Consider the following 13,042-nt stretch of genomic DNA (forward strand, 5'->3'; position numbering starts at 1 on the left):
AAGGCAGTCACTAAGGGGTGTGCCAAAGGGCAACTAAGAGAGATCAAGCGCGTGCCGGAATTTTCAACGCCGGTCGAATGAAGTTGGGAAGCAAAGGAACAATCTATGAAGATTGCATACGGAATTCTTGCAGCCTTAGCAGTTGTGTTTTTCATCCTTGGAGGCAGCGATGCCTATGCCAAAGACAACAAGGGTAAAAAGCCGAACAAGGGGGGCAAGAACGGTGATGTCAGCATTCAGATAGAAGACAAACCCGGCAAAGGCCCAAAAGCTGTACCACCTGGACAGATCAAGCGCTACACGCGCGGTGCCAAGCTCCCATCTGACCTGGAGTTCGAGGATATTGGGGACCTTTCCAAATGGAAGCTTGGGGAGCCGGGCAAAGGAAACCGCTACATTCTGGTCGATGACGAAGTCCTCGAAGTTACGAATGACCTGTCTACCGTGGTCGATGCCGTCGGCATCGTCGGTGATCTTCTAAATTAGGCGAAAGTACGATGTTTCAGGGCAAGAACTACCTCGTTTGCCCTGACGCTGGCCGGGGCGATCATTTGTGAACCCCGGCCCAAGTTCAAAACCCGGATCCGAGGCGCTACGATGATAAAGGCCCTTCTTGTTCTTTTTGCGCTTGCTACCTTTTCGTCAGCACGCGCCCTACTCGCTCAGGAAAACGGTGCAACTGAAGTCCCGCAAACAATACGCTTTGAGGGCTATGTATAGCCCAGTCGCGAAGCAGAACTGTCGCCTTTGGTGGACAATGTGGTCAACCGGACTTTGCAAAGTCTGCTTTCTGCGCATTGCTGTCATTAGGACATCGCGCAGCATCGGTCAAAATGGGCTCAGGGCAGCCGTTCGCTGCACTAGGTGTGAACGACTTCTACGTGGACAAAACCGTCTCAGGCAGGCGCTGCAGATTTCGCATTTCCACCGACAACCCACAAACACAACACCGCAAGCAAAACCTCTATCGCAAATGCGGCAAGAATGTTTTCGGATGGCCAACCATCGAGGACGAAACTGATTGTCCTGCCCACGGCGAAAGCTGAGAAAACCGTAGCCCCAAGCAAGGCTGAGGCCTGGATCAACTTTTGGTAAAATGCTCCGCACAAAATGATCAGGCCAAGTACCGCGAGATTGGCAGCAGGTGCACGCAACTCGCTCATCAGGTTTGGCTGCGGTGAGAGTACGATGCCGTAGTTGGCGTAGAAAGACTGTGGGTCCAATGTGATGGCCAGACCTATTGCAAATGCCGTTAATCCGGACATGCCCAAGATAAGTCTGCATCTAAGTTCAAGTTTCATGATTGTCTCCGATGTCCTTTGGCCCGGTTCAAGCGGCTCTGGTCCACGCGCCAGACATTGCAGCTTTGTTTGCAAAGTCGGCGAAGTCGCGTGGCGCGCGTCCAAGCGCACGCTGGACACCGTCCGCGAGGTTCGCATTGCGTCCGTCCAGCGTTTCACGCGCGATGTCCGTGATCACATCAGCAATCATCTCGCCATTCGCGTGCGCGATTTCCGCGTGGAAGTCTTCGAATGAAATTGGCAGGTATTGCACAGTCCTGCCCATGGCGCGCGAAAGCTCAGCAGCCATGTCGGCAAACGTCATGAGACGTGGTCCCGTGACCTCGTACAGCTCGCCGGCGTGTCCTTCTTCTGTCAAAGCAGCTACGGCAACATCGGCAATGTCGTCTACGTCGATGATTGGTTCGCGTACATCGCCGGCGGGCATCGGCAAGACACCTGCCATGACCGGACCAAGCAATGCCCCTTCAGAGAAGTTTTGTGCAAACCATGCTGCACGAACGATAGTGAACGGAACTCCGGAATTGCGTACCACTGCTTCCGCTCGTTCCGCATGAAACTCGCCACGCCCGGTTAGCAGCACAAAACGCCGTAATCCCTTTTCACGAGCCAATGCTGTGAAGGCTTCGACTTGCTCAACCGCGCCTGGAAAAGCGATGTCAGGAAAGTAAGAAATATAGGCAGACGAGACGCCTTCCAGGATTGCCGGCCAGGTCTGCGGTTGTTCCCAGTCAAATGGCGTTTCACTGCTCCGCGATGCGCGCCAGACTGTCTGCCCTTTTTCTTCTAGACGTGTCGCGATCCGCGATCCGGTTTTGCCTGTTGCGCCAAGTACAAGAATGGTTTGCTGTATCATAGGTCATCTCCATGAGTTCACTTGATAGCCCGAAATTAGGCAATCAATAGAGATGTTCTATTCTTCAAAATCCAATATTCTTATTCGATCGTCCAAATTATATAGACGAAAAGCTAAATTTCAGCCAAGGTCCCCACATGAACAAGGTTGAACCGCATGTCCCTGACCCAGATGCACTGGCACAGCCGATCGGCGATCCGCTGGGGGAAATCCTCCATTTGCTGAAATTGACAGGTACATTCTATTGCCAGTCTCGCATGACTGCACCATGGGGCGTATCGATACCGGGATTTCCCGGCGTACTGAGCTTTGCGGTCATCACACACGGGCGGTGCTTGATGAAGGTCGGCGACGATGACCCGTTCGAGGTCGAAAAAGGCGATCTGGTCTTGATGACCAACGGAGCACCGGTCGGTTTCTTTAGCTCAGAAGACACGCCGCTCTTGACGCTGGAGGAGTTGCCCATTCGCAAGTTAACCGAGCTTTATGAAACACTGGAATACGGCGGCGGCGGCGCGGAGACGGGCATCATGTACGGCTTGGTCCGAATAGATCACGCCGCCAGTGATATGTTGATGCGCTTGCTTCCGGATTTACTCAAAATCGACCCGTGGGAGGAGGACGCCGGAAGCTGGTTACAGGCAACTTTGCAATTCATCGCAAAAGAGGCGCGGGAATTGAGACCGGGCGGCGAAACCGTGATCACGCGACTGGCCGATGTGGTTGTCATTGAGGCCATTCGTCGTTGGCTGAACAGCGCACCCGATGCAGATCGAGGCTGGTTAAAAGCTGCGCGAGACCCGCAGATCGGGCGCACGATAGTCGCAATTCACCGTACGCCTGCTTCGGCTTGGACAGTCGAGGCTCTCGCGGAGGTTGCTGGTATGTCCAGATCCGCTTTCGCGGCACGGTTTACTGAGTTGGTAGGCGTTCCGGCAATCCAGTATCTTGCAACGTGGCGTATGCACCTGGCCAGCGAAAGGTTGGTGTCCACCGATCAACCTATCTCGCAGATTGCCGCTGACATCGGATACTTGTCAGAGCCTGCGTTCAACAAAGCCTTCAAACGGGTGTATGGCGCACCACCGGGAAAAATCAGGAAGAACGGAGTTCACTCCGTATCCAGGCGAAACTTGAGAAACTGAGCATCTTCGTATTCGATCTCTCCGATGTGTTTGGCACCGAGTTTCCGGAACGCACCAAGATTTTTTCTACTTGGTGGCAGCAGAAACGTGACAAAGGGGATACGTTTGTCAGCAATCGCAAAGTCGATTGCCATTTTGCAAATCCGTTTCCCAAGGCCAAAGGCGTCGGGCCGCAAGACCAACCCAAAATCCCACTCATCATCTTCTTTTTGAAAGCCCCCCCAACCAACATACCGACCGCCTGACAAAAACGCCCAATGTCCAAGACCGTCACGTGCCCAGTAGCCTTCCTTCTTGGCGATAAACTCTCTTGCGACGTCAACATTCCATTTGAACGTCAAAAGCGGCATGTGCTCTGCTACCCGGGGGTCGGACATATGAACCGCAATGTCATTCGGATCGATTTCCGAAAGGCGTGCAAATGAAATCCCATCTTTCATCATTATCCTCATTTGATGGCCCGAGCTGTCCCTTGCATGCAAAGTAATTATGGCGCGAATACTGTTTCACAGCTTTCTCGCGACAATGTACCGGCTCGGCAATAACCCGGCTTGATCCGCTGTCTCGACGATATCGAAGCCCGCAAGTTCAATGGCGTGCTGGAGTTCAGCTACGGATACAAAATTTACGAACGGAGCTTTCCCGAGGACCTGCATAATCGGGATCGCTATTCGGCTGATTATGCCATATTTGAACCCTCCACTCTCTGGAGCGCAAACGGTCTTGGAAATGAATACCCCACCGGGTTTTGTAAGGGTCGCAATGTGTTCGAGTGCATGGCCCATATCGGGCACAAGGTGCAGTAGATTATGTGCGAGGACAGCGTCGTAAGAACCGTCGTTAGGATCGTGCTGCAGAACCTCGGCCACTTTGAACGTTACATTCTCCAACTCTTCTTCAGCGAGTTTCTCGTTGGCGATTTCGATCATCCCCGGTGCGAGATCGGAGGCAGTGACTTGAGCCACATGTGGTGCCAGTAGCAACGCGGTTGACCCTGTCCCGCACCCGATTTCCAGCACGCTGTCTTCGGCTTTCAGGTAGGACTTTGTACGTTCGAGCGTGTTCAGATACCCTTCCATATTTCGGATAGGATCAGCCGCATATTTGCGCGAAATCTTGCTCCAGAACTCGGCATCTTTGGACAATGCAGCCATCTTTAATCTCTCTTTCGAACTTTTCACAGCAGTCAGTAAATTAAAACACGATTTTATGGAATTGCCAGATATTGCAGAACTGTTATGCATTAATGCATGAATTGGAACGCTATCAATTTCGATTGGAACCAGGCTCGGTCCTTTCTTGCAACGGCAGAAGAAGGCTCGTTTTCCGCGGCGGCGCGCGTGCTTGGGCAGACCCAGCCAACCGTCGGTCGGCAAGTCGCCGCGCTGGAACAGGCGCTCGGCGTCAGCTTGTTTGAAAGGGTTGGCAAGTCGCTTAATCTGACAACCGCTGGTGCTGAGCTGTTGGTACATGTCAGTGAAATGGCAAATGTTGCGAACAGGATTTCTCTGACCGCGACAAGCCAGTCGCAAGCCATTGAAGGGCAAGTCAGGATCACTGCCTCCGACGTGATGTCAGCTTATCAGCTCCCGCCCATTCTTAAGCAAATCAGGCTCGCGGCACCGCGGCTTGAGATCGACGTGGTCGCAGCAAATGACATACGGGACATACAGCGGCGCGAGGCAGATATCGCCATTCGGCATGTACGCCCAACACAGCCCGACCTGATTGCAAAGCTGGTGGCAGAAGCGACGGCACACTTTTACGCTGCCCCTTCGTACCTCGAACGCGTTGGACGACCAAGAAATGAAGACGAACTTGCCAAGTTGGATTTCGTCGGTTTTGGCGACATTGACACGATGATTGGATTTCTCAATCCGGCTGGCATCGAAGTAACCCGCAAGAATTTCCGCGTTGGATCGCAGAGCGGGATAGTGTCATGGGAGCTTGTGCGCCAAGGCTTCGGCATTAGTGTTATGTCAGACGATGTGGCGGCCCTTACACCCGGTGTGGAGCGTGTTCTGCCCGAACGCGAGCCATTCAAATTTCCTATCTGGTTGGCCACACACTCTGAGTTACAAACAGCGCGAAGGATCAGGTTGGTTTTTGATCAGCTTGCAGACCATCTCGGCTCGCGGACAAATTATTGAACGTGAGTTGGTCTGGTGTCGTGAACTGGAGTCTGCTTCGGGCTCAACCTGGTCATCCAAGCTATTTTGTCGGATGACAGTTCAGAGCCCCAGAGCCGACGTTCACTGCGAAATTTTCAAAACCTAGGCCATGACTGGCAGCTTTGCGCAGAAGCGGACGGTAAACAAATATGCGTTTATGTCCGGGTAGCGGACTTTGCTGCCGTTTGCTAGTTCCCAGGCTATGGCGGTTGGCAGCCCATTACGGAATTGGGGTTGCTGGCTTTTTTTCCGCATAAGGCGACCTCCGTCGCACGGTCTGCGAACAGGCAAATAGCGTAATAAGACAAAGTCTGCGACCCGCGCCTTACGTCAAACTCGCAACGTTTCCTTGTCGAAAGCTTTATGTTGATAGGCGACTTTTGCGAGTGTGGAGTTCAAAATTCCTACCTGTTATCATCTTCGCAGGAGGGACCGGCATGGAGCGACGTTTGAGCGCTATTTTTGCCGCCGACATGGTTGGATACAGTCGGCTGATGGAGGCTGATGAAGTCGGGACACTTCGACGCCAGAAGATTCATCGTGCCGAACTCATTGATCCTGGCTTCGACGAGTTTCACGGACGCATCGTCAAGGAGATGGGCGACGGGGTTCTTGTCGAGTTCCCAAGTGTTGTGCAAGCCGTGCAATGCGCAGTCAATATCCAAAGGGAAATGTCCGACAGAGAAGCCGGTATTTCCCACGACCGACGCATCCAGTACCGGATAGGAATTAATCTTGGCGACATCATCATAGAAGGTGACGACATCTTCGGCGACGGAGTGAACATCGCCGCGCGTCTGGAACAAATGGCTGAACCGGGAGGCATCTGCATCTCGGGCAGCGCCTATGACCAGCTTAAATCCAACCTGGATGTCGGATATGAATCGCTGGGCGACGTTCAGGTCAAGAACATCCACCGTTCAATACGGACATATCGAGTTCTGACCGATCCTGAACGTGCAGGCCAAGTTCTCGAGAGAAAGCTGTTTGGCAAGACCAACCTTAGAAAGCAAAGTGTCATTGCTGCCGGGTTCATCTGTTTGCTGCTGGTCGGCGCGGGATTGTGGTGGTCGCAGAGGTCTGGCGTCGAACCTGTCGATCCGAGCCGAATGGCGTACACGCTTCCGGACAAACCATCAATCGCGATATTGCCGTTCAAGAATCTTTCCAACGACCCTGAGCAGGAGTATTTTGCGGACGGTTTCGTCGAAGATCTGATTACCAATCTCGCACAGTCCAAGGACCTCTTTGTCATCGACGGAAATTCTTCGTTCAGTTACAAGGAGCGCGTGGTCCCCATTGGGCAGGTCGCAGAAGAACTCGGCGTTCGCTATGTTCTCGAAGGATCCGTGCGGCGTATCAATGAGAAAATCCGGATCTCTGCACAGTTGATCGACGCTTCAGCCGGCGCTCACGCCTGGGCCAAACGTTACGACAGGGCAGCCGCCAACCTGTTCGATGTTCAGGACGAGCTGAGCCGGGAAATAGCCGGCACCCTGTTGGTGAACATAAAGATTTCGGATCTTGCGAAAGCGGTGCAGAAACGCCCCGCAGACCTGTCGGCGTATGATTATGTGTTGCGCGCACGCGCCGCGTATGATGCCGGAGGCAGAGAGATGTGGCTGAAAGCTCGTGAACTGGCCGAAAAGGCCATCGCCATCGATGCCAACTACGCGCCCGCTTATTCGATCCTCGGAAACACCTACAATGACGCCTACATTACGCAGAACGAAGGGCCGGCGGCACTCGACCGTGCCGAAGCTGCGGCCACCAAGGCGATAGAATTGGATCCATTGTTGTCGACAGGCCACGAGTTGCTTGGACGCGTCTTGTTGCGCAGAGGTCGGCACAGCGATGCAATTGCCGCTATCCAGAGGTCAATTGAACTCAACCCGAACCATTCACAGCTTTATGCAAGTCTTGCGGATGCGCTGACATTTGCCAATCGCCCGAAAGATGCTGTCCAATTGATGAAAAAGGCCATGCGCCTGAATCCACTCTACCCATCCCGATACAACATGTACCTTGGCAGGGCATATTACTTTGACAGGAACTTTGCTGAAGCCTTGCCCGAGCTTGAAGCCTGTGCTGTCCGGGCACCAAAACGTCGATCCTGCCGCATATATCTGGCTCCAACATACGCGGAGCTCGGGAGACTATCCGACGCAACACAAGCAGTAGCTGATCTGCTCGAGATTGCACCAAATTTTTCCATCAGCAGCTCGGTGGAAAACCAGTTGCCATTCGTGCCGACAGCAATGGATTTTTTGGTTAGAGGCCTTCGCAAGGCAGGTGTTCCTGAATGACCGATCTGGTCCGAAGTTGCTTGCTCCGATGTCTATTTACCCCTTTGCGCTGACATCTTACTTGTCAAGTATCTATGTCACGCCAAGAGCTCTACTCGTTCACTTTATGTTCGGACAGCAATTCATCTTATTGCAGAGCGGTCGGGTAGGTCGAAGTTAGCCGGGTCGCACCGGTCAAGTATAGGCCGAGACCTGCCGCTAGCCGCACTCCGCTTGAAAGACCGCTGTCGCGAAACGCTCCATGCTTTGCAGAGGCCTTTCTGAATGTCTCTGCCATTCGTGGCCGACGCCGCGTTGGTCAAGAAGGGCTCGACTCGGTCATACGACCGTTTCTTTCAGATGACTGGTTCGATGCGGGTAGCCGACGTTTACAGCAGAATTTTCGAAGTTCCGGCCGCGAACGGCTGCTTACATCAAGAGCAGACGGTGGCGAAAATTGAAGCTATGTCCGAGTCGCGGACTTTGCTGCCAATTTGAACATGTATCGCTTGTTCAGCATACGGTCTAAAGCTGACTCAGCGTTAACTGAACCATAACGGCGTGAACAGCTCAAAGCCCCAATGCCGGCCACGACACAATTGCGAGTGGGACCCAGATTGGAGAGGTCAGTACTGCTGCTGAAGTTATAGCTAGATTTTTACCTATGTGCTTTTCTCGGAGCTCATCGGCCGGTTTCGTGCTTTGGCCTGATGCAATCAGCTGTTCGCGCATGAATGCGGTTTCAGCTTTTTGCGCCTTTGTCTCGCATGCGGTTACAACAATACAGATAAGAGTTATTTGAATAGTCTTGCTCAGCATTTCTCATCTCCCTTTGCTGGTAATTGCTAAAGTAAAAGATCGGATAGGAAGCATCTCTCGAACCGCAAACATTTAATATTAAAGTAAAAATCCACACTGGAAGGTTTCACGTCATCCATTCCTATAATGGAATAGTGTTTTATGTTTACTTGTTGGTCCGCCGCTGATTGACGATCGATGCAGATAATCAAGTTGAATTCAGAGCAGGCCTTCGATTTTTAATGCGGCGACGAAATCCGAGATGAAATTTCGACCGATTGATGCTCCTGGCTCATCGTCAAACGCAACTGTTCCTAAACCTGTTTCTTCATACCAAACCAAGTTGCCATTGGAGTTCAGGGCTAGCCGGTAGCAACCATTTAAAATTAGGTTTTTTGTGTCGCTTAAAACTAAACGCGCGAAGCTAGCGCTATGAACCGTAACGCTGGATTCCAAGTTTCCGGTAATGGAAATTGGATCAAAGTTCATGGTCGTTACAACAGTGGTTTTACCGTCAATGACTGTGTACTTTCCGTGAAGAGTAAGTATCGGGCCAGCCTTGCCAAAGTTTGTGCTATTGAATGGTTTTAACTCGAAGACTTTTACCCCGGCCTTTAACAACCTCGCACGATACTGGGAGTATCCACCATGCACGGACACATGGTTGGTCGAAGCTAAGGAATTGGTCACGACTTCGACCCGAATGCCCTTGTCGCTCAACCGCTCCAGAAGACTGGCGCCCTTGTCCGTTGGAATGAAGTAGGGTGTGACAATCAATACTTTTTCTGTCGCTCGAGCGATCTCGTCGTAGTGCGATTGCGAAACGAGGTATCGACGCTCAAATTTATGCCTACGTATTTTTCCCGGAACGTCCGATACAAAAGAAACCTTGGCGCTAATTCCATCGTTCTTCAGCGGTCGTCTTTCAGATGGTTTTTGCAGGTCCCGATATGTTCCTTGCCACGCTTCTTCTGCCCTTCGGCGTGCGGTAACGCGAAGATCATCGAGGCCGACCATTGGAGGCAGCAACTGAAGGCTAGAGATGTCTTCGCTCCATTTATCGGTCCAGTAGAGCTCGAATGCTTCAGAAATGGCCTTCACTTTCTCGCCGCGAACCCCAATTTCGAAATCAAGGAACTTGGAAGTGCCGTTATCTGCGAAGTACTCATCAGCGATATTTCTACCTCCAATAATTGCGTAGAGGTTATCAGAGATTTGAAATCGGCTATGCATTCGCCGTCGGCTTTTTTCGTAGTCAACTATAAAGGAAAATAGCGTCGGGCTAAGGCGCGAGTATGGATTGAAAACGCGGACTTCAATGTTGGGGTGATTGTCTAGCGCAAAGAACTGATTTGCGGTTCGTCGATTGAACAAGTCATCGAAGAGCAATCGGACATTTACTCCTCGATCAGCCGCATTCAGGACTTTGCTTACAAATAGATGACCGGCATCGTCTTCTCGCAGAATGAACAGGCTAACATCAAGTGTCTTTTGAGCCTGATCAATGGCGTTCAAACGGTTACCCAACGCTTCCAATCCGTCTCGGAGCGGTTTGACTAATGCATCGGATGTTTTTGTTTTCACCTCAACGTTTAAAGATTTTTTGACGGGGGTGTAGGGAGATATTTGGGGCATTGAGCGTGAAACCATTGGTGATGTTTCAACGAACAAGGTGCACGCGCTCAATGTTAGGAAGAGCGCCCCTGCGCAGAGCGACGTTCCGTCAATTTGTCTAAGCAAGAAAACTTTGAAAACGCGAAGTGCCCCAAACATCTTTGAACTCACTTAACATTTATTGATCACTGATTATTTATCATATGTTGAAAATAATCAATGATCAATATATAATATATAGAGGATATTAATTATACAGTTTCAGAGGTTTAAGTGGCAAGGAGATCAGACCATACCCGTGCAGAGCTTAGGGAAATGATTTTAAAATCGGCAACGAAACTAGTTGCGAGCGAAGGTCTCGAAAAGCTGACAATTAGGCGTATCGCTAGGGAAATTGGGTACACATCAGGGACGCTTTATCTGATTTTTGAAAATCGCGATGATCTAATTCTGGAATTGCACGTCAACACATTGCGGAGCCTTCACACGTATTTGTCGGGCGTGATCTTGGATGGCTCGCCCGAGAAGGCATTGACGGAGTTAGCGAAGTCCTATTTGGAATTTACTCAGAAAAACTCCAACCTTTGGAGCGCAGTGTTTGAACACAAGTTGCCACCGGGAAAGGTAACTCCCGAAAAATACGATCGTGCCATTTTCGATCTTATTGATATTGGTGTCGCGGCAATTCGCCCATTGTACCCAGAGAGCCATGTTGATGAAGCCATTCATGACGCTCGTGTTCTTTGGGCTTGCCTCTATGGAATCGCCGCCCTTGACGCCTCAGACAAGTTATCCCGATATGAAACCTCGGAGTCGTATATCGAGTCTTTAATGAAGAATTACGTAACCGGGATTAGAAAGAGTATGCAAGAAAACGAGATATGACCAATGTATGAGGTCGTCTCTTCGAGAATAACAGCCAGGCTTTCCCTTCCATTAGTAAACTTTGATCAATGCAGGTCGAAAAACAGTTTACGTCAACTTCAATCGTCCACTTGGGCTCAGAGCTGCCTATCCTCACAGCTTGTATGATTAGCTGGTTGGCAGCCCATGCCGGTCCTTCTCAACAAAGTCGCCATTCGTCACCAAGCATTCCAAATCGAAGTTCAAGGCCGATTTCTCGTTGGGCGTCGAAGCCCCCCTGATCTTATCAAGCTGGCTTAATCAATGTTCCCAGATATTCTCGAGTATCGGCGTCCCACGAACTAGGATCTTCTCCATGGGCGACTACCGCGTGCAGTTCCATGAGTTTCCATACTTCGTCCTTAGTCGCTGCAACCACTTTGCCTGGGCAGGCCTCCATGCCCTCGCAGTCCTTGCAGGCATATGAATAAACAGTGTTCATCGCTTTCTCCTCCGTTCGCTCGGAAAGTTGGTTAGAACTCAGGAAACGTCGGCAGCCCGTCGTCGAGTTTTATCCATGGCTGCTGATGTGAGACGAAGACGTGGGCCTTGGGTTGCGCAATCGATGGGTCGTCCAACGTCACAGCAGAAAACCAAGCGTCAGCGCTCCAGTCTTGGCCCTCACCTTCATTTAAGGCGGCATAGGTCAACGTCGTTCCACAGTCCCGACAAAACCCGCGGCGAATACCCGAAGTTTTCTCAATGTGATGGATTTCGCCTTTGATAACGGCGAAGTCTTCGGCGGCTACCTTAGCCCAAGTTACAAAGGCGCCACCAAGGGCCATTTGGCATGAACGACAATGGCAATGTCCCGACCAGACAGGTGGTGTCGCGATCTGGTATCGAACAGCACCACAGTAACATCCACCTTGAAATTTATCCATCGTATCAAGATCTCCTGGCATGCGGCTAGGCTGACATCCGCGATGAAGCCCATACCCAACTTTTTTGGAGCATATAAACAAATTTCGATATGAATATTGTCAGGAAAACCGATATCATTCGACTCAAATAGTCTAACCGAACATTAGAAAAACTACAGTATGGATTGGTTGCACCTTCCCCCGATGAACGCTTTGCGCGCCTTCTCAGCGGTTGCGGAAGCTGGGAGTTACACCGTGGCGGCTGAACGCTTGAACGTGACCCAAGCGGCTGTCAGCCAGCAGGTTAAATCGTTGGAAAGGCATTTGGGTGTAGCTCTCGTTACCAGACGTGGGCGCGGCATTGAGTTGACAGAGCCAGGTATCATTCTTGCACGTGAACTGGGTATCGGCTTTGAAATCATTGGAAGGGGTGTCGAACGACTGGCAGAACACACAGCGCAGCGTCCCGTTCAAGTGACAATGGCACCAGCATTCGCGGTGGAGTGGCTGTTGCCGAGAATGGCGGAGTTTCAACGTGAACATCCAGAGATCACTTTGATGCTGAACCCAACTTCGGAACTGGTTCAGATAAGACCAGGCGGAATCGATGTCGCCATTCGGTATCACGACAGACGCATGCCGAGAAAAGAAGAGGATACTGTCCTTGTTTCCGACATGGTCGTGATCGGAGCACCTTCACTGGTGGAAGGCCAAGATCTGCGTGACCCGGCCTCTTTAACGAAGCTGCCCTGGTTGCAGGAACTAGGCACCAACGAGGCGGCTGACTGGTTCACCTATCATGGGGTCGTACCTCCCGAGCCATTGACCATAAATCACATGCCTGGGAACCTGATCATGACTGCGGTTCGCCGGGGTGACGGCATCACGTATTCTGCCAGAGCTTTTTTCGAGGACGATCTGTCATCTGATCGGATGATTGAGTTGTTCTCTGAGCCACTCTTCGGCGTCTATTACATCCAGACACAAGCAGAATTTCAGCGTCCCGAGGCTAAGGTGTTCGTCAACTGGTTAAAATCTCAGTCGCAGGTCGTATCGAGACACACGTCCGAAAACTGATCTAGTTACAGTTGGAAACCTTCGATCCA

General features: G+C 51.3%; 14 protein-coding genes and 1 pseudogene. 7 read left to right on the forward strand and 8 right to left on the reverse strand.

The window, feature by feature from the left end:
- Positions 1 to 105 precede the first annotated feature (105 nt).
- Entirely contained in the window at positions 106 to 486 is a 381-nt protein-coding gene (locus ACR0BF_RS13150) for a hypothetical protein (RefSeq protein WP_480546995.1), read from the forward strand.
- Between the two features lie 410 nt (positions 487 to 896).
- On the opposite strand, the gene ACR0BF_RS13155 is transcribed toward ACR0BF_RS13150, so the two are convergent.
- Together ACR0BF_RS13155 and ACR0BF_RS13160 are read right to left on the reverse strand one after the other, a co-directional pair.
- The gene (locus ACR0BF_RS13155; protein ID WP_480625067.1) at positions 897 to 1,301 is read right to left on the reverse strand and encodes a DUF4345 domain-containing protein; all 405 of its coding nucleotides are present in this window, start codon (positions 1,299 to 1,301) and stop codon (positions 897 to 899) included.
- A 28-nt stretch (positions 1,302 to 1,329) separates the two neighbouring features.
- Complete coding sequence (locus ACR0BF_RS13160; RefSeq protein ID WP_480430610.1) at positions 1,330 to 2,157, reverse strand: NmrA family NAD(P)-binding protein; 828 nt, start codon at positions 2,155 to 2,157, stop codon at positions 1,330 to 1,332.
- A 137-nt stretch (positions 2,158 to 2,294) separates the two neighbouring features.
- On the opposite strand from ACR0BF_RS13160, the gene ACR0BF_RS13165 reads away from it, so the two are divergent.
- Positions 2,295 to 3,302, forward strand: a complete 1,008-nt coding sequence (locus tag ACR0BF_RS13165; protein WP_480430607.1) for an AraC family transcriptional regulator — start codon at positions 2,295 to 2,297, stop codon at positions 3,300 to 3,302.
- Here ACR0BF_RS13165 and ACR0BF_RS13170 read toward each other — a convergent pair.
- Together ACR0BF_RS13170 and ACR0BF_RS13175 are read right to left on the reverse strand one after the other, a co-directional pair.
- On the reverse strand, positions 3,269 to 3,742 hold the full coding sequence (locus tag ACR0BF_RS13170; RefSeq protein ID WP_480430604.1) for a GNAT family N-acetyltransferase: 474 nt from the start codon (positions 3,740 to 3,742) through the stop codon (positions 3,269 to 3,271). The two genes, ACR0BF_RS13165 and ACR0BF_RS13170, sit on opposite strands and share 34 nt — an antisense overlap.
- Before the next feature lie 66 nt (positions 3,743 to 3,808).
- Positions 3,809 to 4,546, reverse strand: coding sequence for a class I SAM-dependent methyltransferase (locus ACR0BF_RS13175; RefSeq protein WP_480625068.1), 738 nt, complete (start codon positions 4,544 to 4,546; stop codon positions 3,809 to 3,811).
- A 6-nt stretch (positions 4,547 to 4,552) separates the two neighbouring features.
- Between ACR0BF_RS13175 and ACR0BF_RS13180 the strand changes: the two are divergent.
- The 3 genes and pseudogenes from ACR0BF_RS13180 to ACR0BF_RS13190 form a co-directional block, all read left to right on the forward strand.
- A pseudogene (locus tag ACR0BF_RS13180) lies at positions 4,553 to 4,696 on the forward strand (LysR family transcriptional regulator); the annotation flags it as partial.
- Between the two features lie 87 nt (positions 4,697 to 4,783).
- The gene (locus tag ACR0BF_RS13185) at positions 4,784 to 5,452 is read left to right on the forward strand and encodes a LysR substrate-binding domain-containing protein (RefSeq protein WP_480625117.1); all 669 of its coding nucleotides are present in this window, start codon (positions 4,784 to 4,786) and stop codon (positions 5,450 to 5,452) included.
- 458 nt (positions 5,453 to 5,910) lie between these two features.
- Positions 5,911 to 7,779 carry an adenylate/guanylate cyclase domain-containing protein gene (locus ACR0BF_RS13190; RefSeq protein ID WP_480625069.1) on the forward strand — a complete coding sequence of 623 codons (1,869 nt, stop codon included), beginning with the start codon at positions 5,911 to 5,913 and terminating at the stop codon, positions 7,777 to 7,779.
- A 549-nt stretch (positions 7,780 to 8,328) separates the two neighbouring features.
- Here the strand turns inward: ACR0BF_RS13190 and ACR0BF_RS13195 are convergent.
- Both ACR0BF_RS13195 and ACR0BF_RS13200 read right to left on the reverse strand, forming a co-directional pair.
- The gene (locus ACR0BF_RS13195) at positions 8,329 to 8,577 is read right to left on the reverse strand and encodes a hypothetical protein (RefSeq protein ID WP_170668966.1); all 249 of its coding nucleotides are present in this window, start codon (positions 8,575 to 8,577) and stop codon (positions 8,329 to 8,331) included.
- 198 nt (positions 8,578 to 8,775) lie between these two features.
- Positions 8,776 to 10,329, reverse strand: coding sequence for a phospholipase D-like domain-containing protein (locus ACR0BF_RS13200; RefSeq protein WP_480521423.1), 1,554 nt, complete (start codon positions 10,327 to 10,329; stop codon positions 8,776 to 8,778).
- A 114-nt stretch (positions 10,330 to 10,443) separates the two neighbouring features.
- Here ACR0BF_RS13200 and ACR0BF_RS13205 point away from each other — a divergent pair, with 114 nt between their 5' ends.
- Positions 10,444 to 11,055 (forward strand): TetR/AcrR family transcriptional regulator, encoded by a 612-nt coding sequence (locus ACR0BF_RS13205; protein WP_480521421.1) that lies wholly within the window; start codon positions 10,444 to 10,446, stop codon positions 11,053 to 11,055.
- A 265-nt stretch (positions 11,056 to 11,320) separates the two neighbouring features.
- Here ACR0BF_RS13205 and ACR0BF_RS13210 read toward each other — a convergent pair whose 3' ends face one another.
- Positions 11,321 to 11,515: a DUF1059 domain-containing protein gene (locus ACR0BF_RS13210; RefSeq protein ID WP_170389176.1), complete on the reverse strand. Its 195-nt coding sequence runs from the start codon at positions 11,513 to 11,515 to the stop codon at positions 11,321 to 11,323.
- A 31-nt stretch (positions 11,516 to 11,546) separates the two neighbouring features.
- A complete protein-coding gene (locus tag ACR0BF_RS13215) occupies positions 11,547 to 11,957 on the reverse strand; it encodes a GFA family protein (RefSeq protein ID WP_480521418.1) in 411 nt (136 codons plus the stop codon).
- A gap of 183 nt (positions 11,958 to 12,140) precedes the next feature.
- On the opposite strand from ACR0BF_RS13215, the gene ACR0BF_RS13220 reads away from it, so the two are divergent.
- Positions 12,141 to 13,013: a LysR family transcriptional regulator gene (locus ACR0BF_RS13220; protein ID WP_480555918.1), complete on the forward strand. Its 873-nt coding sequence runs from the start codon at positions 12,141 to 12,143 to the stop codon at positions 13,011 to 13,013.
- Positions 13,014 to 13,042: the final 29 nt, after the last annotated feature.

Source organism: Ruegeria sp. AG7, assembly GCF_056541545.1.